Source organism: Nesterenkonia maliinae, assembly GCF_051262655.1.
Lineage (GTDB): Bacteria > Actinomycetota > Actinomycetes > Actinomycetales > Micrococcaceae > Nesterenkonia.
This window is the reverse complement of record NZ_JBIMEY010000006.1, coordinates 77449-96794: the sequence shown is the minus strand read 5'-3', so window position 1 is coordinate 96794 and position 19346 is coordinate 77449. Positions and strand designations below refer to the sequence as shown.

Annotated in this window: 17 protein-coding genes; 2 read left to right on the top strand and 15 right to left on the bottom strand. The window is 69.0% G+C overall.

Translation table 11 applies throughout. The features are described 5' to 3' along the window. Window positions 1-17: 17 nt before the first annotated feature. The 6 genes from ACHAA4_RS11450 to ACHAA4_RS11425 all read right to left on the bottom strand — a co-directional run bounded on the left by ACHAA4_RS11450 (window position 18) and on the right by ACHAA4_RS11425 (window position 4811). Window positions 18-275, bottom strand: a complete 258-nt coding sequence (locus ACHAA4_RS11450) for a hypothetical protein (RefSeq protein WP_435774302.1) — start codon at window positions 273-275, stop codon at window positions 18-20. Between the two features lie 34 nt (window positions 276-309). Next, on the bottom strand, window positions 310-1800 hold the full coding sequence (gene ahcY, locus ACHAA4_RS11445; RefSeq protein ID WP_435774301.1) for an adenosylhomocysteinase: 1491 nt from the start codon (window positions 1798-1800) through the stop codon (window positions 310-312). Between the two features lie 82 nt (window positions 1801-1882). Then, window positions 1883-2089 carry a hypothetical protein gene (locus tag ACHAA4_RS11440; protein WP_435774300.1) on the bottom strand — a complete coding sequence of 69 codons (207 nt, stop codon included), beginning with the start codon at window positions 2087-2089 and terminating at the stop codon, window positions 1883-1885. Between the two features lie 92 nt (window positions 2090-2181). Then, window positions 2182-3705 carry a SulP family inorganic anion transporter gene (locus ACHAA4_RS11435; RefSeq protein WP_435774299.1) on the bottom strand — a complete coding sequence of 508 codons (1524 nt, stop codon included), beginning with the start codon at window positions 3703-3705 and terminating at the stop codon, window positions 2182-2184. Between the two features lie 191 nt (window positions 3706-3896). Next, on the bottom strand, window positions 3897-4277 hold the full coding sequence (locus ACHAA4_RS11430; protein ID WP_435774298.1) for a helix-turn-helix domain-containing protein: 381 nt from the start codon (window positions 4275-4277) through the stop codon (window positions 3897-3899). Between the two features lie 81 nt (window positions 4278-4358). After that, the gene (locus tag ACHAA4_RS11425; RefSeq protein WP_435774297.1) at window positions 4359-4811 is read right to left on the bottom strand and encodes a DUF3499 domain-containing protein; all 453 of its coding nucleotides are present in this window, start codon (window positions 4809-4811) and stop codon (window positions 4359-4361) included. A gap of 206 nt (window positions 4812-5017) precedes the next feature. On the opposite strand from ACHAA4_RS11425, the gene ACHAA4_RS11420 reads away from it, so the two are divergent. After that, window positions 5018-5599, top strand: coding sequence for a dihydrofolate reductase family protein (locus tag ACHAA4_RS11420; RefSeq protein ID WP_435774296.1), 582 nt, complete (start codon window positions 5018-5020; stop codon window positions 5597-5599). A 76-nt stretch (window positions 5600-5675) separates the two neighbouring features. Here ACHAA4_RS11420 and ACHAA4_RS11415 read toward each other — a convergent pair whose 3' ends face one another. From ACHAA4_RS11415 to ACHAA4_RS11400, 4 genes are read right to left on the bottom strand one after another with little or no spacing between them, the layout of a single operon-like run. Beyond that, window positions 5676-6512, bottom strand: coding sequence for an alpha/beta fold hydrolase (locus ACHAA4_RS11415; RefSeq protein ID WP_435774295.1), 837 nt, complete (start codon window positions 6510-6512; stop codon window positions 5676-5678). A gap of 53 nt (window positions 6513-6565) precedes the next feature. Continuing rightward, a complete protein-coding gene (locus tag ACHAA4_RS11410) occupies window positions 6566-8272 on the bottom strand; it encodes a DUF5719 family protein (protein ID WP_435774294.1) in 1707 nt (568 codons plus the stop codon). Next, window positions 8269-11946: a hypothetical protein gene (locus tag ACHAA4_RS11405; protein ID WP_435774293.1), complete on the bottom strand. Its 3678-nt coding sequence runs from the start codon at window positions 11944-11946 to the stop codon at window positions 8269-8271. The genes ACHAA4_RS11410 and ACHAA4_RS11405 overlap by 4 nt, the downstream gene beginning before the upstream one ends. Window positions 11947-12002: 56 nt before the next feature. Continuing rightward, the gene (locus tag ACHAA4_RS11400) at window positions 12003-12611 is read right to left on the bottom strand and encodes a WhiB family transcriptional regulator (RefSeq protein ID WP_435774292.1); all 609 of its coding nucleotides are present in this window, start codon (window positions 12609-12611) and stop codon (window positions 12003-12005) included. A 178-nt stretch (window positions 12612-12789) separates the two neighbouring features. Between ACHAA4_RS11400 and ACHAA4_RS11395 the strand changes: the two genes are divergently transcribed. Beyond that, complete coding sequence (locus tag ACHAA4_RS11395; protein ID WP_435774291.1) at window positions 12790-13614, top strand: TIGR03089 family protein; 825 nt, start codon at window positions 12790-12792, stop codon at window positions 13612-13614. Between the two features lie 171 nt (window positions 13615-13785). Here ACHAA4_RS11395 and ACHAA4_RS11390 read toward each other — a convergent pair whose 3' ends face one another. The 5 genes from ACHAA4_RS11390 to ACHAA4_RS11370 are packed head-to-tail and all read right to left on the bottom strand — an operon-like array spanning window position 13786 to window position 19195. Continuing rightward, complete coding sequence (locus ACHAA4_RS11390; RefSeq protein WP_435774290.1) at window positions 13786-14298, bottom strand: GtrA family protein; 513 nt, start codon at window positions 14296-14298, stop codon at window positions 13786-13788. After that, window positions 14295-15647 (bottom strand): mannose-6-phosphate isomerase, class I, encoded by a 1353-nt coding sequence (gene manA, locus ACHAA4_RS11385; protein ID WP_435774289.1) that lies wholly within the window; start codon window positions 15645-15647, stop codon window positions 14295-14297. Before manA ends, ACHAA4_RS11390 begins: the two co-directional genes overlap by 4 nt. 19 nt (window positions 15648-15666) lie before the next feature. Further along, a complete protein-coding gene (locus tag ACHAA4_RS11380; protein WP_435774288.1) occupies window positions 15667-17304 on the bottom strand; it encodes an LCP family protein in 1638 nt (545 codons plus the stop codon). Further along, complete coding sequence (gene purE / locus ACHAA4_RS11375) at window positions 17301-17912, bottom strand: 5-(carboxyamino)imidazole ribonucleotide mutase (protein WP_435774287.1); 612 nt, start codon at window positions 17910-17912, stop codon at window positions 17301-17303. Before purE ends, ACHAA4_RS11380 begins: the two co-directional genes overlap by 4 nt. Further along, entirely contained in the window at window positions 17909-19195 is a 1287-nt protein-coding gene (locus ACHAA4_RS11370) for a 5-(carboxyamino)imidazole ribonucleotide synthase (protein ID WP_435774286.1), read from the bottom strand. Before ACHAA4_RS11370 ends, purE begins: the two co-directional genes overlap by 4 nt. Between the last annotated feature and the right edge of the window lie 151 nt (window positions 19196-19346).

Below are 19346 nucleotides of genomic sequence, written 5' to 3'. Positions count from 1 at the left end.
GCGCGAGAGCCCGACGCTCAGGGCCCTCCGACCGCGTAGACGAGGAAGATCCACGCCGGCAGGACCAAGATTCCGACCATCACGCTCACCACAGCAAGTCCGATGCTGCGTCCCCAGAGCGCGAAGGCGGCACCGGCCAGGCCACACGCCAACGGCACACCCAGCAGCCAGGGGCTGCCGAGCGCGCCGTCGTCGTTGTAGTCCCACAGCATCACCGGGGACACCACAGCCAGCCCCACCAAGACCAGGGCGGCGGTGAGCCGGCGGCGGTACATGCGGGATCAGTGGCTGAGCATCAGTGCTGCAGGATCAGTAGCGGTAGTGCTCTGGCTTATACGGGCCGGCCACGTCCACACCGAGGTAGTCAGCCTGTTCCTTCGAGAGCTCGGTAAGCCGCGCACCCAGGGCGTCGAGGTGCAGCCGGGCGACCTTCTCATCCAGGACCTTGGGCAGCACGTAGACGTCGGTCTCGTAGCGGTCCTCGCCGGTGTAGTCCGGGGCGGTCTTGGCGAAGAGCTCGATCTGCGCGATGGTCTGGTTCGCGAAGGAGGAGCTCATCACGAAGCTGGGGTGCCCGGTGGCGTTGCCCAGGTTCAGCAGGCGGCCCTCGGAGAGCAGGATGATCGAGTAACCCTCGGCGCGGGTGCCGTCGGCGGGCATGACCCACTCGTGCACCTGCGGCTTGATCTCGACCTTCTGCACGCCGGGGATGGCGGCCAGACCGGCGATGTCCACCTCGTTGTCGAAGTGTCCGACGTTGCCGACGATGGCCTTGTTCTTCATCTTCTGCATCGCCTCGGCGGAGATGATGTCCTTGCCGCCGGTGGTGGTGATGAAGATGTCGCCGGTCTCCAGCACGTCCTCCAGCCGGGCGACCTGGTAGCCGTCCATGGCTGCCTGCAGCGCGTTGATCGGATCGATCTCGGTGATGATGACCCGGGAGCCCTGGCCGCGCAGCGCCTCAGCGGCACCCTTGCCCACGTCCCCGTAGCCGCAGACGACGGAGACCTTGCCACCGATGAGCACATCGGTGGCGCGCATGATGCCGTCGGGCAGCGAGTGGCGGACGCCGTACTTGTTGTCGAACTTGGACTTGGTGACCGAGTCGTTGACGTTGATCGCCGGGAAGAGCAGCTTGCCGTCACGGGCGAACTGGTAGAGCCGGTTCACGCCGGTGGTGGTCTCCTCGGTGACCCCACGCAGGTTCTTCGCGATCCCGGTCCAGCGCTGCGGGTTCTCCTCAAGGGACTTCCGCAGCGTGGCCAGCACGTAGTGGTACTCCTCGGGATCGGAGTCCTGCGCGGAGGGGACCGCGCCGGCGGCCTCGAACTCCACGCCCTTGTGCACCAGCATGGTGGCGTCGGCGCCGTCGTCGAGGATCATGTTGGCGCCCACGGTGGGGTCCTCATCGACTCCGGGCCAGGCGAAGATCTGGCTGGCGGTCCACCAGTACTCTTCGAGGGTCTCGTTCTTCCAGGCGAAGACCGGGACGCCCTGCGGGTCCTCCGGGGTGCCGTGCGGACCGACGACGACGGCGGCTGCCGCCTCGTCCTGGGTGGAGAAGATGTTGCAGGAGGCCCAGCGGACCTCGGCGCCGAGAGCGGTCAGGGTCTCGATCAGCACGGCGGTCTGCACGGTCATGTGCAGCGAACCGGCGATCCGGGCTCCGGCGAGGGGCTGGGAGTCACCGTACTCCGCGCGCAGGGACATCAGCCCGGGCATCTCGTGCTCGGCCAGACGGATCTGGTGGCGGCCGGCTTCGTGCGCGGAGATGTCCGCGATGCGGTAGTCAAAACTCATGGGTATAGAAATCCTTCTGCTGTCTCGGGTGGAGGTTCGATGCCGTGCTTGGTGACGTGCCTGTCGGTGCGCGGGCTGGAGCTCAGCGCGGGGCGAGCAGCTTCGGCACGCCGCGTTCGATCGCGTAGCGGAGGCTGGGATCGCCGGTGGCGATGAGCTGGTCCCCGTCCTGGCGCAGGGTGCTGCCGCTGACCGGGCAGCGCAGGATCTCGAGCAGGTCGTCAGAGAGTGCGACGGCGGGCCGGCCCGGTGTGGGGCTGGGCGCGGCGGAAGACTGGGCGCTGAGCATGGCTCAAGCCTACCGCGCAGGGCACCGCAGAGGGCCGGCGTCGTCATCCGAGGACACCGGCCCTCTGTCGGGTCATTCTGATGCGGCGGTGGTCAGTGACCGGCGCCGAGGTTGCCGGCCATCCGCTCGTGCAGCGCGGCGCTGGCGGTGTTGAGACCCGAGATCTCCACCCGCTTGCCGTATTTGGAGTACTTCTCGGTGATCGCGTCCAGGGAGGCCACGGTGGAGGCGTCCCAGACGTGGGAGTTGTACATGTCGATCACGACGTGGTCGGGATCCTCGGCGTAGTTGAACTGGGTGTAGAGGTCGTTGGAGGAGGCGAAGAACAGCTCACCGGTGACCTCATACTTCGCGATCTCCTCACCGAAGTGCTGCTCGATCCGGCGCTCCACCGTGGCCAGGTGGGCCACCCGGCGGGCGAAGAGCACCATCGCGGTGAGCACGCCGGAGCCGACGCCGATGGCCAGGTTGTGCGTCCAGACGGTGGCGATCACGGTGACCAGCATGACCGAGGTCTCGGACTTGGGCATCATCTTCAGCGTGGCGGGCTTGATGCTGTGCCAGTCGAAGGTGGCGGCCGCGACGAAGATCATCACCGCGACCAGCGCGGCCATCGGGATCATCGCGACGACGTCACCGAGGCTCACCGCGAGGATCAGGACGAAGATGCCGGCGAGGAAGGTGGAGATCCGGGTCCGGGCTCCGGAGGCCTTCACATTGATCATGGTCTGCCCGACGACTGCGCAGCCACCGATGCCGCCGAGGAACCCGCTGATGATGTTGGCCGCGCCCTGGCCCCAGGATTCGCGGACCTTGTCGGAGCGGGTGTCGGTGACATCGTCTACCAGCTTCGCCGTCATCAGCGACTCCAGCAGTCCGACCGCGGCCATGCCCAGTGCGTAGGGGGCGATGATCTGGAAGGTCTCCAGGGTGAGGGGGACCTCCGGGATGAACAGCTCGGGGAGCGACTGTGGCAGCTCGCCCTTGTCCCCCACGGTGGGTACGTTGAGCGCGAAGACCACGGCGAGCACGGTGATCAGCACGATGGCGATCAGCGGCGCCGGGACCACCGTGGTGATCCGCGGCAGCAGGTAGATGATCACCAGCCCGAGGGCGACCAGCGGGTAGACCAGCCACGGGACGCCGATGAGATCGGGGAACTGCGAGGTGAAGACCAGGATCGCGAGCGCGTTGACGAATCCGACCATCACCGAGCGCGGGATGAAGCGCATCAGCTTGGCTACCCCGAGCACTGCCAGCAGCACTTGGAAGACACCGGCCAGAATGACGGTGGCGATGAGGTATTCGACTCCGTGACTCGCCATCAGAGGCGCGATCACCAGCGCGGTGGCGGCGGTGGCCGCGGAGATCATCGCGGGGCGTCCGCCGAGGAAGGCGATCGAGACGGCCATGGTGAAGGAGGCGAAGAGCCCATAGCGCGGGTCCACGCCGGCGATGATCGAGAACGCGATGGCCTCGGGGATCAGCGCGAGTGCCACCACCAGCCCGGCGAACAGCTCCGTCTTGAGCAGGCGCGGAGACTTGAGCGTGCGAAGGACTGACTGGCGCTGTTCCGGGGTCAATTCCTCGGCGACGGCCGTGGGCGTGCGTGCCATGAGGCTCCGTTCTCGGGTGGTGGACACGGCGGTGTCCCTCGGATGACGTGCGGCGGGCGCGGAGGCGACGCTGCGCAGAGAAGAGTGGGGCACCGGTGAGACGAGCTCCAACCGGTCACGACAGAAACCCTACCCTAACGTAAGGGTAGGGTTTGATTCCTGTGAGCAAGCTCTCACGCTATGGAGAGACTTCAGCCGCTGAGCTGATCGCGGAGCTGCTCGGCCAGCAGGTCGGCCTGGTTGAGGTAGGCGGCGAGCTTCTCGCGCTCCCGCACCACGTGGTCCAGGGATGCCTGGGCTCGTTCACGCTGTTCGACGTCCAGCGAATCCAGCTCCAGCAGCGCGACCACCTCGGTGAGCTCCTCGAGGCTGAACCCCAGTGGCTTCAGGTACTTGATCCGCATCAGTCGCTGCTGATCCGCCTCGCTGTAGAGCCGGAAACCCCCCTCGGTCCTGCCGCTCGCTGGGAGCAGGCCGACGTCGCCGTAGTGGCGGATGGTCCGCAGGGACAGGCCGGTGCGATCCGCGAGCTCGCCGATGTGCATCGTCTTGGCGTGCGGACCTGTTGTCACATGACCTCCCGGAGTCTTTGGCACGTCACTCTATCAACGCCCGCAGTGGCCGAAGCGGCAGCCGGCGGTTCGGCGGCTCGCTCAGTCGTCGAGCATGCGAAGGTGCCCGCGGGAGATCCCGGGCCCGCCGGTGCGGACGGGCGGAGCCATGCGGTCACGGGTGGAGCGCGTAGGCAGCTCAGGCTCCGCGGCGCGATCAGACGGCTCTGCCTGGCCGGACTGCTCGGCCTCGCGCTGCGCCTTCTGAGCCAGCGCCCAGGCGGCCTGGACCTCGGGAGACTCGCGCACGGCGTCGGCCAGTGCCAAGAGGTCATCCTCCTGCGTCGGCGCTGAGTTGAGGGTCAGCCGCAGCACCTCCCAGCCGCGTGGCGGCGTGACCGAGGCGGCGTGGCGGTCGCAGAGGTCGTAGGTGTGCGGCTCCGCGTAGACGCTCAGCGGGCCTACCACCACGGTGGAGTCTTTATAGGAGTAGGTCAGGGTGGCGGCGGCAGGCCGCTCACAGCTGTTTCGGGTGCATCGGCGCGAGGAATCCACGAGAGACCACCCTAGCAACGACTCCCCCGGACGTCCCTCAGGCGCGACGGCGGAGGGACCAGCCCGCAGTGGCCAGCGGTTCTGGAGTCGCGCACGTCCGCGCGATTACCGTGGTCGTTCCGCGCGCCTCACACAAGGCCGAGCGCCTCACGGAGGCATGTGTGAGGCTTGCAGGCGCGATCCGCCCACCACGAATGGACCCTGCCATGGCCGCCCTCTACACCTGGGACGTCTTCTCCACGCTCGATGGCTACGGCTCCTTCGCCGAGGACGCCGACTGGGGCGGCTACTGGAACAGACAGGGCCCCGAGCTGCTGGACCATCGCGCCAGCCAGTTCACGCCCGATCAGCTCATGGTCTTCGGCGCCACCACGTTCCGCGAGGTCGCCGAGATCATGGCGGAGGGCACCGATCCGAACGCCCTCGATGAATGGAATCAGCATCTGCTGAGGAAGCCTGCGGTGGTGGTGTCATCGAGCCTGGAGAGCACCCTGGGCTGGCCCGACGCGACGATCCTGCGCGGAGACGCCGCCACGATCATACGGGGGCTGAAGGCTGAGTCTGCGGTGCCGCTGCGCTCCCAGGCGAGCTTGTCGTTGAACTGGTCGCTGCTCGCCGCCGGTCTGGTTGACCGCATCCAGGTGACCGTCTTTCCGGTCATCTCTGGCCACACCGGGACCAGCCCGATCCTCAGAGGAGCGGGAGACTTCGATCTCCAGCTGCTGGAGAGTCGGACGCTCGACGGGCACATCCAGGAGCTCGTGTACCGCCCGACGCCGCACAGGTGAGCCGTCCGGGAATCTGCTCCTCGGGCAAGGGCTCCTCGCGGGCGCCTCGCGGGCGGTGCTGCACACCAGGAGGGCCTCAGGCGCGGGGGCCCATACTCTCCAGGAATTCCAGGATCGCTCGCTCGGTGATCTCCGGCTGCTGGGACTGCGGGTAATGGCCTGCCTGCGGCACCATCACGACGTCGGCCTTCAGGGTCTCTCCGATCCAGTGTGCCTCCCCCGCAGGATCCTTGAAGTCAGGGTCGCGCTCGCCCATCACCACGAGCACCGGAGCGCGCACCTCGAGGAGCCTGGCCTCGGCGGGGTCGTGGTCGGTCTGCCGGGTGGTGAGCGAGAAGGCTCGGCCATATTCGGGGCGGCGCAGGCTGGCGGTCACGGCATCGCGGTATTCCTTGAAGTCCTCCGGCTTCCGGCCCGAGTAGAGGGTGGGCATATAGGACTTCCACATCAAAGCCACCCAGAACGGAGCAGTCATCGCCCGGAACATCGCCAGGCTGATCCGTCCAGCCGGCGGGTTCCGCACGAAGGGGCCGAGCAGGACCAGCCCGGTGACCTGCTCGGGATGATCGGCCGCCACGATGACGCCCGCCCCGGCGGCGAGAGAGTTGCCGATGATCACCGCGGAGCTGCCGAGCGAATCGATCAGCGCGCTGATGTCGGAGGCGGTCTCGGGATCCCCGTAGGCCGAGAAGGTGGTGTCGCTCTCGCCGTGACCGCGCAGATCGGTGGTCACCACGGTGTAGCCCGCCTCCACCAGCCGGGGGGTCAGGAAGCGATAGGAGGACCGCAGCTCCCCCATCCCAGGCACCAGCACCAGGAGCGGACCGACACCCTGGACGTCATAGGCGATCCTGCCTTCGGGACGCTCCAGGAACTGCGTGGACGGGGCGGCCGCGGCGGGAGATGCACTCATGGCGGCAATGCTCCATAGTCGCTGCCGCGACTGTCAATGGTCCCCGGAGGGACTCACCGCAGCAGCCTCACGGGCACGTACTCCTCGGGGCCGCCCAGCGGCGAGACCGGGGTCAGACTGAACTGACCTTCGTCGGTGGCGGTGATCATGGTCGCGTGCACGGTGCCCTCGCCGTCGAGCTGCGGATCGGCGAACGAGATCATCACGGGGCCCTCCTGGCTGCCCTCCGGCGCGGCCGAGGCCAGATCCTCCGCGGAGATGACGCCGGCGCCGTCGGCGGTGAGCTCGAGAGTCTGTTCGGACCCGAACTCGCCCTCGGCATCGAGCACCCGGTAGCCGATGCTGCCTGAGGCGCCGGAGGCGAACAGGTGCAGCTCCGTCTCGCCTGCCTCGGGCAGGAGCGTTCCCGACCCCTCCACCAGGGTCGCGGCGGATGCGGCCCAGCTGAAGTCCGTGCCGTCCTCGGTCTCGCTGCGCACCCCCACGTAGGCGGGAACGTCGGTGCGCACCCGGATGTCGCTGACGCCGGGTTCGATGCCGCGCAGATCCACCGCGTCGATCTCGCCGCCGTCGACGGTGAAGACGCCGGGGGTCTCGATGGCCTGCTGGCCGTCCTCGCCATAGACCTGCAGCTCCACGGTCGCGCCCTCGTCGCCGGGGACATGGATCCAGAGCTCAGGCGGTGCGGTGGACTCTTCGTCGTCCTCCTCGCCGGAGTCGCGGACGCCGTCGGGGATCGGGACGCCGGGCATCAGGTGCTCGGCGCCCGGTGCGGTCATCCCGGGTAGGAACTCTACTCCGGTGCCGGTCAGTCCGGAGGCGCGGGAGGACTGCAGCTGCGCAGTCACCGGTGCTCCAGCCGAGCGGACCAGGACGCCGAGCTCATTGCCCGCGGATGCCAGTCCGGCGATGTTCACCGAGCGGGTGGTCTGGCCGGGGACGACGACGGACCGGGTGCCGGTGGTCCCTCGATCGCCGTCGGAGTCGACGCTCGTGACCTCCACCGTGGCGGACCGGTCGAACGGATTGCCCAGGGTCAGCAGCGAGGAGGACCCGGCGGCGATCTCAGGACCGAAGAACCATTGGCTGCGTTCGGGGGCGGTGCACGTTCCGACGGCGAGTCCGGTCACTGGGCCGGCCTCTGCCTCGTACTCATACAGCGCTGCCGCCGCCGGGGCGCTGCCGTCGGCGGCAGCGGAGCTCTCCAGCAGCGGGGGTCGGGCGAGGTCGCCGGTGGAGGTGTAGACCGCCTCGCGCTCACTCAGCGGGGCATCGGTGTCGGCGGCATCGGCAGGGTCGGCGTCGTCGGAGGAGGCGGACTCGGTCACGGTGGTCTCGTTGACGCGCCCATCCTCGTTGAGCTGGGCCCACGAGGAGTCAGAGAATGTTCCGGAGAGGTCCGAGGCGAAGAGCACCGCCGAGAACCGGGAGGACGCTGAGGAGTCTCGGTCTCGATACTCCAGCTGACCATCCGTGGTCAGCGAATCCGGCTGGCCGGGCATCGGCGGGCAGATGAAGGTCTGTCCGGCCTGGGGCGCGGCCACCGAGGCGGCGCCCAGCGCGGCCGAGGCTCCGAGACCGGAAGTGCCGCGGGCAGCCTGGGAGCCGCCATCCGTCAGCCCGTCCAGCGCCATCGAACCCACCATGGCGGCGAGCACTCCGGCGGTGATGACGACGGATGCGGTGCGGGTCTTGGCTCCGCTGCGGGCCTGACGCTGCTCCCTGATGAGCTTCTTGACTCTGACCTTCTTGGCGCTCATCCTCGGCGTCCTTCCAGCTCATCGGTGTCTGCCACGGGAAGCATGCGGCTTCCGCGGGGCAGCGGGACCGCGATCAGCGCCACCAGCAGCAGGAAGACTCCCAGGGTGATCAGCACCGGAAGCTGATAGGCGCTGCGGTGGTCGGCGCTGAGCTCTCCCCGCAGCCCAGCACCTTCAGCGGTCAGCGCCTCAGCGGGCAGCTCGAACCGCTGCATCCAGGCGGCGGTGCCATCGGACTCCTGTGCGGACGCCTCGGCTTCGACCGGCACGGACTCGAGGTCCTGGCCGTCCCAGCTGGCTCGCCAGCCGTCGGCGTGCTGAGTGGAGAGTTCCAGCAGGTAATCGCCCTGCGGATCCAGCCCCGCGCCGTCGTCGGCGGTGACCTGCTCCAGATCGACGTCGAGCGCCTGTGACCGGCTCGGCAACAGCGCCTGGACCTCGCCCTCGGCGTCCACGATCCGCGCCCAGCTGGTGGGAACTCCGAAGAGACCCTCGGCGGAGGGTAGGGGCGCGTCCTCGTCGACTTCGGCGCGCCACAGCTCGCCGCGATCGGTCGCCCCGACCGACACCAGGCCGGCGGCGGTGTCCACAGCGTCGGTGAGCACCGCGGGCTCGCCCTGATCGATGAGCACATAGCCCACACCGAGCTCGGCCAGCAGGCCTTCGGTCTCCACGGCCCCGGGAGTGATCAGCGAGGCGATCAGCGCGGCCAGGCGCTGCTCTGCGGCGGAGAACTCGGCGGTTTCGGCTGTCGCGTCACTGGGCGCGGCGGCGGCCGGGCCGACGGCTGGATCGGCCGCGGAGCCGGCGTCGTCGCGGGTGCCTCCGAGCAGGTTCGGGAGACGTTCCGGCTGGGCCCAGAGGGGCAGGTCACCGGCGGCGACCACGGCGCGGGACTTGTCCAGCGTGCGGCCCTCGCCGGAGACCAGTTCACCGATCACGCCGGGATCCGCCGCCGAGAGCACCAGCGTGCGCAGCTGTGCGGGCCCGGTGCCCTGATCCGCCGCGGTGGCGGGAAGCTGTCGCACCGCGCCGGACTCGATGAGGGTGGGGGCGGCGTTCACCGCGGTCAGCGGCTGACCGGTCAGGGGTGCGCCGGGCATGACGCGAGGGCTGTAGAACAGGACCAGCGAGGCGCCGATGGCCAGCACCAGCAGCGTGGAGATCACCGGGGTGATCGTGCGGCCGACGCGGGGGAACGCCAGCGGGAAGCGGTCCAGGGACGCCATGCCTGCGGCGAGCAGGCAGAAGAGCATCACCGAGACCACCGGGCCCGGGTTTCCTGTGATCACCGCGGTGCCGTCGGTACCTGCGGCGAGGAGCCCGACCAGGGCGGAGAGGCCGAGGCTCGCAAGCAGCAGGGTGCCGGCCACGATCGGCAGCGGCCGGGTCCGGCTGCCGGTGAAGATCCCCAGCAGCGCGATCAGCAGCAGCGGCAGTCCGATCAGCAGTGCGATGCGCAGGCTCCAGAAGTCCCCGGCCAGGTAGGCGGGCAGCCAGGATCCGGCGGCACCGGCGGAGGCGAGTCCCGCGGCGGGATCGAAGGCTCGGGAGAAGCCCAGGAGCTGCTGCCAGAGCGGAGCGGCGTCGACGGCCAGCGTCCGGCCCGGCTCGTGCAGGAGCACCGCGGCGAGGTTCTTGCCCTGCATCAGGGCGGAGGCGATCATCGGGGTCGCCACGGCGAGCGAGGTCAGCGGGATCAGCCACAGCGGCCGGCCGCGGCGGCCCAGGACCAGGGCGAGCACGACGCCGACGGCGATCACCAGCGGCAGCAGCGCCGGGGAGGCGGCGGTGAGCACCATCAGCAGCACTGCGGCACCGGTGGCGTACTCCCAGCTTCCGGCGACGCCCACTCCGACGGCGGCGCGGCCCACCGCGCGGACGGTGGCCACCACTGCCACCGGCAGCAGGATGTGGACCAGCACGGCGCCTATGCGGCCCTCCCCCACGGCGATGTGCAGGGTGGGCATCGCGGTCCAGAGCAGCGCTGAGACGACTCGGCGGGAGGCCTTGGTGGACCAGAGCCCGGCGGCGTACCAGGCGCTGAGCGCGCTCAGCGGCAGCGCGAGGATCAGCAGCCAGACCAGCACGGCGGAACCGTGCCCGAAGCTCAGCGCGGAGATCGCCAGCAGGAGCAGGTTGAAAGGGTCTGCGGCGGAGAGCGCGCCGAGGCTGTCAGCGGCCAGGAAGCTCACCGAGTCGGCGAAGACCTGGCTGAGCGAACCGGCCACCGGCAGCGCGGCGCCGCCGGTGATGGCTTCCGCCGAGAGCAGGTCCCGGAACGCCAGCAGGGAGGCGCCGGCAAGCACCAGCAGCATCAGGAACAGGCCGAGCCGGTCTCCGGAGCGGCGCGAGGGCATCTCGTCGAACTCCCCGTCGGAGGCGCCGATCTCGAGCAGCGCGTCTTCGTTGTTCTCGCGCTCCCTGGTGTCGTCGGGCTCGCCGTAGAAGACGGGGGTGAACCGGGTGCGCGGGACCGAGACGGTCTCCGCGGTCATCGCGGAGCGGCGCTGCGCCCGGACCTCCGCGGCGCCGAACAGCATCCGCGCCTCGGCCTGGCGGCCGGAGCGCACGACGTCGTTCGGGGAGCTGATCTGTTCGTCGCGACTGAGCCGGGCGAGCACGGCTCCCCGGCCCTTCGCGGAGAACCGACGGGTGTGGGCGATCGCGCCCCAGTTCAGCAGGGCGCGCACCGAGGCGAAGAACTGGCCGGCGCCGGCGTCGGGGGCCTTCACCACGGTCAGCCCGATCAGTCGCAGGAGGGCGGCGATCCACATGCCCAGCCAGAGGAACGGGACCGCGAGCGGGGTCGCCATGGCCAGCCGACGGCGGATCTGGCTGACCCGCTGGGGCGGGGGCAGGTGCAGGGTGCCGCCGAGGCGGTGGACGGTGTCCCGGCGGGGCGGCTCCTCGCGGAGCACCCGGGCGGTGGGTTCGATCACGATGTACGCGCCGACCTCGCGGGCGCAGCGGCAGAACTGCGCGGCGGCGTAGTCCCCGCTCAGCAACGGATCGAAACCGCCGAGGTCACCGAAGAGCGGGGCGTGGACCAGCATCCCCTCCGCAGAGACCGCGGGGACGGCGTCGCGGCCGTCGTACTGGCCCTGGTCCAGCTCCTTGGGCTCGGTGGCGGTGAGCACCTCGGCGGAGTGGGCGCTGTAGAGACCGACATCGACCAGCCGCTCCGGGGACTCGGCGGAGAGCTGCTTGGCGCCCACGATCTGGATCTGAGCGTGATGGTCCTCGTCCTTGACCGTGAAGAGGCGCTCTTCGAGCCGTTCCAGGGCGTCGGAGGTGGGGATGGTGCCCGCCGGGATGATCCAGAGCCACTGGTGGCGGGGGTTGAAGCCGTCGGGCAGCTGCCGTTCGAGGCTGCGCCAGAGCTGGGTGGCATTGGTCCCGCCCGAGCCCCTGCGCGCGGTGCTGCGCGCCTGCCGGCGGTCTTCGAGCAGCTCGGAGCGGACCGAGCGGGAGAGGTCCTGGACTCCGCGGTAGCTCGGGGCGGAGAGCTCGATGATGTGATCCGGGGCGCGGGTCTGCACGGCGAGCCCGGCTCGGGTCCGCTGCACCGCGGTGCTGGACTCGCCGGCGAGGTCCGTCGAGGGGTCGAAGTCGTTCGGAGGGTGGGTCTCACTCGGGGCGGCAGACCCGACGTGTCCTCGATCGGACGACAAATCGCCGCCGTCGTGCAGGACGACGGCGGCGATATGAGGGCGAGACTGCCCGTTGATCAGAGAGCTCTCTTTCGCAGCTTTCGCCGCTCCCGCTCAGACAGTCCGCCCCAGATGCCGAAGCGCTCATCATTGCCCAGCGCGTACTCCAGGCATTCCTGCTTCACGTTGCACGCGCCGCAGACCTTCTTGGCGTCCCGGGTGGAGCCGCCCTTCTCGGGGAAGAAGGCTTCCGGGTCGGTCTGCGCGCAGAGGGCGTCCGCCTGCCAGGCGAGCTCCCCCTCGATCTCATCGGTGGGGACCAGGGCGGGCAGGCCCAGCCAGGTGGTCCGGCTGGAGTCCGCGGGCCGGGTCTCCGGCGCGGCGGTCTCCCGGTCGGGAAGCTCATGGGTCGGAGCCTCAGTGCGGCGGGAAGGAGCCTCACTGAGAGAGGTGACCGAGGAGCCGGAGTCTTGCGAGAGGCTGTCTGCAGAGAGGCGCTCGGCCTCTTCATGGGCGGCAAGGAAGGCAGTCGCCTGGTCCTCTAGGGTCTTGCCGTGCTCCAGCCGCTCGGCGGCCTGGGGATCAGCAGGGTCCACGAACCAATCAGCAGGAACCTCAAGACCCGTCCTGCGGGCTATGGCCGTGGTGCCGGGCTGTTCTGTGCCCAGCCGCTCTGCGTTCCCCATCAAAGGGCCTCCCGAGATTGATCATGCGTGTACTGCTCCTAATTACACTGGCGTAAGCAATGATCCGTCAAGTGAGCGACCGAAGTCGCCACTACCAGACCGACAACCCCTCGATCACGCCCGACACGCCGTCAAAAATCAGCTGATCGCGAGGCGTGGCGAGCTCAGGAGAAAAAATATGACCCCGCTCACACTTGGCGGCTCGGCCGCCCAACAGCCCCGCACCTTCCCCGCCCTGTTGGATCTGCTCGAATCACGTCCGCAGCCCGCGTTGATCTGGTACGGGGCTGGTGAGGAGCAGGAACGGGTGGAGCTCTCCGGACGGGTGCTGCAGAACTGGACGATCAAATTGATCGGCCTCTTCAGCCAGGAATCCGAGATCGAAGACGATGACGCGGTTCTTCTCGACGCTGCGGCGCACTGGAAGGCCACCGCCGTTCTGCTGGCCTCCGGGGCGCTCGGCTGGGAGATCTCCCTGATCGGGCCCGGAGCGTCGCAGAACGACGACGACGCCCGCGCAGCCACGGTCTCGGCGCTGGAGCCGGGACTGATCATCACCGATCGGCCTGGCGACTGGACCGGAGCCGGCGCGCTGGCGCAGCTTCTGAGCGACGCTGAGCTCGCGGCGATCTCCCCCGGCCTGCTGGACGCCTCCTTCGAGGAGTCCACCGGGCAGCGACTTCCAGCCTGGGCGCTGGACGTCTCCGCGGAGGTCCGCCAGCATCCGGACCAGCTGCCGGCGCCGCTGCCGCCGCTGGAGCTCCCGCGGGCGGCCTCCGAGGCCGAGGCCGCCGGGAGTGCAGGCGGCGGGCTCGTCGTCGTCGGCGCCGCGACACAGGTGAACCTGCAGGACTGGCAGGTGGCGCGCTGGGGCGGCAAGGATCTCTTTGCGCAGATGCTCACGACCTGGGCGCAGAGCCGCCCGGTGGTGCTGTTCCAGGGCGATCCGGCCGCGCAGCCCGAGGCCTGGGACCAGATGATGCGCAACGAAGGCGTCCGCTGACCGGGGCTCCACCGAGTCGATCCCCCTTGCCGCCCCCGGCCACCCTCGAGACGGCACTTTGTGGCGGAATGACGCCCGCCCCTACGCGCCATTCCACCGCAAAGTGCCCACGCGGTGGCGTTGGAGTAACAGCAGAGCACCCTCGGGGGTCAGGGAACCCCCAGCCTCGGGTCAGCGGGAGGTGGCCTCGGCGGCGTCGGCGGCTGGATCCTGCTCGGTGGGCAGGTCGGCGGTCTCCGTGCGGTCGGTGGTGAAGACCCAGTATTTGTACGCGAAGAAGCGGAAGATGGTGGCGAGCACCAGGCCGATCACGTTGCCGGCGATGAAGACCTCGCTCACCGAGTCCATGCCGAGCACGTACTTGGCAATGCCCACGCAGCCGGTCTGGATGCCCAGGCCGATCGCGTTCATCACCAGGAACATCACCAGTTCGCGGGTCTTGCCGGTGGATCGCCTGTGCCGGAAGGTCCAATAGCGGTTCGCCACCCACGAGAACAGCGTGGCGACGACGCCGGAGACCACCTTGGCCTTCAGCTGAGAGTCGTCCATGGGGCCGCTGATCAGCCAGAGGAAGATGGCGGAGTCGATGATGAACGCGACCCCACCCACGGCGCCGAACTTCGCGACCTCGCGCCAGAGCGTGAGGAAGAGGTTCACTAGGCGCCGCGAGAGCTTGCTGATCATGGGCGAGGGTGCTCCTGGTCTTGGCGTTCGGAGGTGGCCCTGGCCACGAAGGCCTGGGCGTGAGCGGAGGCGCTCAGCCGGTGACCCGTGGAGTCCGGCAGGAAGGCTGACTCGCCCGGGTTCAGGGTCAGCGTATGAGAGGTTCCTGGGCCTTCGATGGGTCTGGCGCCGTCAGTGTCCGCAGTCGAGGTCCCGTTCCGGGCATCGTCGGGCACGACGGCCGAAGCATGCAGAGTCAGCTGACCTGCGGTGCAGAGCACGATGCCGTGGCCGGGCTGGTCCAGCACCGTCTCGCCCGGAAATTCGATCCGCTCGAGCGTGAAGTCCTTGAAGGGTGCCTCGTAACGGATGCGGTGCGGCGTGGAGCCGGACTGCTGCACCGGACAGTGCGGGACGGGCAGCACCTCGCAGTCGGTGACGCTGAGCAGTTCGTCGACATCCAGGTGCTTGCCGGTCAGACCGCCGCGGAGCACGTTGTCGGAGTTGCCCATGAGCTCGACGCCGACCCCGTGGAGGTAGGCGTGGAGATTGCCCGCCGGGAGGTAGATGGACTCGCCGGGCTGGAGCGTGACCCAGTTGAGCAGCAGGGTGACGAAGATGCCTGGGTCCGCGGGGAATGCGGCGCTGACATGGGCCAGCATCTCCCGGGTGCCCGGGTCCAGCGTCTCGCGCAGCGCAGCGCCGTCTTCCTCTACAGGCTCTTCACGCAGATCCAGATGTCTGTGCAGCTCGGCGGCGGCGACGACGGCGGCATCGCGTTCGCCGCGGAGCAGATGTTCAAGCGCTCCGCGGTAGTCCTTCCGCGCCACGAACTCACGGAGTCGATCCAGCAGCACGAGGAGCTGCTGGTCTGCCGCGGCGCTCTCGAGACCGGCCAGTCCCGTGCGCAGCGCATTCAGCCCGGCCTCGGCTTCCGCGTAGGGCCTAAAGCCGCACAACGCGGAGAACTCGGTCAGCGCGACGATCAGCTCCGGTTTGGCGTTGGGGTCCTTATAGCTGCGATGCGGAGCGTCCAGCGCGACGCCCGCGGACTCCTCCGCCGCGAAGCCGTGCCGGGCTCGTTCCACGGAGGGGTGGGACTGGATCGAGAGCGGCTGCTCGGCGGCGAGGACCTTCAGCAGAAAGGAGAAGTCCGCCGCGACCTCCGCTTCGCCACGCAGGTACTCCGGGAGGGGGACCGGTTGCTGCCGCGACTCCGGGCTCAGCGTCAGGGAGGAAGGATCTCCAGGATGCGCCCCCATCCAGATCTCTGCCCGCGGGGTCGTCGAGGCGGCCCAGCCGAAGAGCTCGCTGAACGCAGTGGTGGAGCCCCACGCATATTCGCGGACGGGGTTGATCATCTTGAACATCGGGAGAACCTTATCAGCCCTAATTCACCGGTTCGCAGAGGTAGTTGGTGGAGGCGGCCTCCTCCAATACCCCGGTCTGCCCGTTGAGCTGGGCCTCGATGAGATACTCTCGGGTCAGCTCAGAGCCGTCTGGCTGGGTGGGCGGCGGGGTGGGGTCGATCGATGGTTCGTCCTCCTCCACCGCATCCGCGGCCTGCCCGGTGGCCTGAGGTGTCGCGAGCATCACACCGAGCGCGCCGGACTGTGCGGGCAGAAGCCCTGCGGAGCCGAAGAGCCCGCCTCCGCCCTGCTGCTCCTCATTGGCGATTAGCTCATCCACCCGCTGCTGGATCTGCTCGAAGTCGGGGTAGGTGGAGAACAGGTCCCCGGACGTGCCGAAGTCCGGGGCGCCGAGCACCAGTCGCTGCGGCTCCTGGCCCTGCGCGTCGGCCGCGAGGTCCAGGAAGGACCCCAGCTGGGACTGCGGCAGGTTGGTCTCGACCACGTTCTCCCCGGCCTGCATGATCTCGCTGAAACGGGTCAGCAGCGTCTGCGGGTTGAACTGGGACATCATCGCCTGCTGGATGCACTGCTGACGCTGGATCCGGTTGTAGTCGGAGCTGAAGGTGCGCGAGCGCGCATAGGCCAGCGCCTGTTCACCGGAGAACTCGTGGACACCGGGTTCCCACCAGTTGTCGCCCCAGCTGCCGTCGGGCATCGGGCCACGGTAGGGAACCCAGCCCCCGGAGTCCACGGTGATGCCGCCCATCGCGTCGATCAGGCTCTCGAAGCCGCCCATGTCGACCATCACGTAGCCGGAGACGTCGAGGTTCAGGCTGCCGGAGACCGCGTCCATCATGGCTTCGGCGCCGGGATCCTCGGCCTCGGGATAGAGGTCCTGGTGGTTGTTCATCACGTCGGTGTAGAGGAAGTTGATGATGCATTCGTCGCCGCAGTCGTAGCCGTCGGGGTAGACGGCGTTGAGCGGGGAGTCCTCGTTGAACTGGGCGTTCTGGAAATTGCGCGGGATCGAGAAGATGATCGTCTCCGCGGAGTCCTCGTTGACGCTGACCACGTGGATCGAGTCCGGGCGCAGTCCTTCGCGCCCCTCGTCGGCGTCGGCGCCCATGAGCAGGAAGTTGTACCGACCGTCCACGGCATCGATCGCGGGCCCAGCCGCGAAGATCCCGTCCAGCGCGGTCCGGCCATCGTTGACCAGCTTTGCGCCGTAGCCCAGCGAGCCGGAGGTCACGGTCATCAGCACCACCAGGACGACGACGACGACCGGTTTCAGTCCCCGCGTGAGGGAGGTGAAGTGGATCAGCCGGAAGGTGTCCAGCCATAGGACGAGCCAGCCGATGGCCAGCGCGCCGAGCACGACGGCACCGAGCCAGAGCATGAACGGCTGGGTCAGCAGCGAGAGCGCCACGCCGCGCATGGTGAGGAACATCAGTCCCAGCAGCAGCGCGGAGAACCAGCAGGCCACCGTCACCGCCAGAGCGGTGCGGCCGAGCTTCTTGGAGCCGGCGGCGATCTGCGCAGCGCCGGGGATGAAGAGGGTCAGCGCCAGGAGCATGAGGGCGCGTCGGGTGCGGTCGGTCTCGGAGCCGCGCTGAGGGCTGCGGAGCACATCCGGTTCGCTGTCGAACCGGTGGTAGCTGATCGTGGAGTCGGTCATCGCGCCCTGTACGTGCCCAGCTCGGCGGCTTCTTCACGCAGTGCGGCACCCTTGGCGTGGGCCTCGGCCGCCAGTGACCTCTGGAAGTCGAGCAGCTTCTCACGCAGCTGTGCGGCCTGGGCGGAGTCTCCCGCGGCCAGGGTGCGCACAGCGAGCAGCCCGGCGTTGCGGGCACCGCCGACGGAGACGGTGGCGACCGGGACGCCGGCCGGCATCTGCACGATGCTCAGGAGTGAGTCCATGCCGTCGAGGTATTTCAGCGGCACCGGGACGCCGATCACCGGCAGCGGGGTGACCGAGGCGAGCATGCCCGGCAGATGGGCGGCTCCCCCAGCCCCGGCGATGATCACGCGGAGGCCGCGTTCGTGCGCCGTCTTGCCGTAGCTGATCATCTCTTCGGCCATCCGGTGGGCGGAGACGACGTCGGCTTCGAAGCTGATGCCGAACTCGTCCAGCACCTGTGCGGCGGCCTTCATGACCGGCCAGTCGGAGTTGGACCCCATGACCAGGCTGACCTGGGCGGTGGAGTGCGGGCCGGGTCCGGCCTCGCTGGGGAGCCCCTCGGGGGCCGGGGCCTCGGAGGGGTGATTGTCGGTGAGCGCGCTCATTGGGCGGGTCCTTCCACGATGATCTCGGCCACGTCTGCTGCAGCTCGGCGCACACGCTGGAGCCTGGCTCGACGTGCCTCCCAGGTCTCCTGCGTGGAATGGGTCTGGGTGAGGATGTTCACGTGTCCGATCTTGCGTCCTGGACGCGCCTCTTTGCCGTAGAGGTGGATCTTCGAGCCCTGCGAGCGGCGCATCGCCGCGGCGAAGGATCCGTGCAGGGATCGCTCACCCGCGGCCGCGCTGCCGAGCAGGTTCTTCATCACCGTGTAGCCGCCGACGCCGCCCTTGACCTCGGTGGCCCCGAGCGGCAGCCCGAGCACCGCGCGCAGGTGCTGTTCGAACTGGCTGGTGATGGACCCGTCCATGGTCCAGTGCCCGGAGTTGTGCGGGCGCATGGCGAGCTCGTTGATGTAGATCCCGGCGGTGACTCCGGTCTCGGGGTCTGCGGCGTCTTCGCTGATCTCGAAGAGCTCTACCGCCAGCATCCCGGTGACCTGGAGCTTCTCAGCGATCGTGCGGGCGATCCGCTCGGCCGTCTCCAGGTGGTCCTCGCTGGTCAGCGGGGCGGGGGCGATCACCTCGTCACAGACGCCGTTGGTCTGTGTGGATTCCACCACGGGGTAGGTGACGGTCTCCCCGCTGGCTGAGCGCGCGACCTGGGCGGAGAGCTCGCGGGTGTAGGGCACCTTCTGTTCGGCGAGCAGACCGGTGACGGATTCCGCGGCGCGGGTGAACCAGTCGTGGGCCGTCGCGGCCTGTTCGGGAGAGTCGATCATCCGCACGCCCTTGCCGTCATAGCCGCCACGTGGGGTTTTCAGCACCACGGGCCAGCCGGTCTCGGCGCCGAAGCTCAGCAGCTCATCCACGCTGTGCACCTCGGCCCAGCGCGGGTTCGGCAGGCCGAGGTGCTCCACGGCGCGGCGCATGGCGAGCTTGTCCTGGGCGTAGAGGAGCGCCTCGGGCCCCGGGTGCATCGCGATGCCGTTCGCGGTGAGCGCTGCGAGCACCTCCGCGGGGACTTGTTCGTGGTCGAAGGTGATCACGTCCAGCCCGGCGGCGAAGGCGGTGACGTCTGCGGGATCGGTGTAGTCACCGAGCGTGGTGTGCGGGATGACCTGGGCGGCCGAGGAGTCGGCGGAACCGGCGAGCAGGTGCAGCTCGATGCCCAGCTCGACGGCGGCGGGGGCCATCATGCGGGCGAGCTGGCCGTCGCCGATGACCCCGATCTTCGGGGTGCCGGCGGGGCCGCTGGGCGGGGCTGGGTTACTGTCCTGTCGTGTCACAGTCCCCAATTATGCGTCATGAGCTCTGTCCCCTCGCACAGGAAAACACCCCTCGAGCGGAGTCACCCGTGGCGGACAGATGGCCGCAAGGGACAATCTCCAGGTCACTCGGCTGACGTGCAGGTTGCGACCCTAGCCTGGTGCCCACTTG

Bases quoted from the DNA above. Each gene is read 5' to 3' on its own strand.
- ACHAA4_RS11450 (WP_435774302.1), bottom strand. From the start codon at position 275: ATGTACCGCCGCCGGCTCACCGCCGCCCTGGTCTTGGTGGGGCTGGCT.
- ahcY (WP_435774301.1), bottom strand. From the start codon at position 1,800: ATGAGTTTTGACTACCGCATCGCGGACATCTCCGCGCACGAAGCCGGC.
- ACHAA4_RS11440 (WP_435774300.1), bottom strand. From the start codon at position 2,089: ATGCTCAGCGCCCAGTCTTCCGCCGCGCCCAGCCCCACACCGGGCCGG.
- ACHAA4_RS11435 (WP_435774299.1), bottom strand. From the start codon at position 3,705: ATGGCACGCACGCCCACGGCCGTCGCCGAGGAATTGACCCCGGAACAG.
- ACHAA4_RS11420 (WP_435774296.1), top strand. From the start codon at position 5,018: ATGGCCGCCCTCTACACCTGGGACGTCTTCTCCACGCTCGATGGCTAC.
- ACHAA4_RS11415 (WP_435774295.1), bottom strand. From the start codon at position 6,512: ATGAGTGCATCTCCCGCCGCGGCCGCCCCGTCCACGCAGTTCCTGGAG.
- ACHAA4_RS11410 (WP_435774294.1), bottom strand. From the start codon at position 8,272: ATGAGCGCCAAGAAGGTCAGAGTCAAGAAGCTCATCAGGGAGCAGCGT.
- ACHAA4_RS11400 (WP_435774292.1), bottom strand. From the start codon at position 12,611: ATGGGGAACGCAGAGCGGCTGGGCACAGAACAGCCCGGCACCACGGCC.
- ACHAA4_RS11395 (WP_435774291.1), top strand. From the start codon at position 12,790: ATGACCCCGCTCACACTTGGCGGCTCGGCCGCCCAACAGCCCCGCACC.
- ACHAA4_RS11390 (WP_435774290.1), bottom strand. From the start codon at position 14,298: ATGATCAGCAAGCTCTCGCGGCGCCTAGTGAACCTCTTCCTCACGCTC.
- manA (WP_435774289.1), bottom strand. From the start codon at position 15,647: ATGTTCAAGATGATCAACCCCGTCCGCGAATATGCGTGGGGCTCCACC.
- ACHAA4_RS11380 (WP_435774288.1), bottom strand. From the start codon at position 17,304: ATGACCGACTCCACGATCAGCTACCACCGGTTCGACAGCGAACCGGAT.
- purE (WP_435774287.1), bottom strand. From the start codon at position 17,912: ATGAGCGCGCTCACCGACAATCACCCCTCCGAGGCCCCGGCCCCCGAG.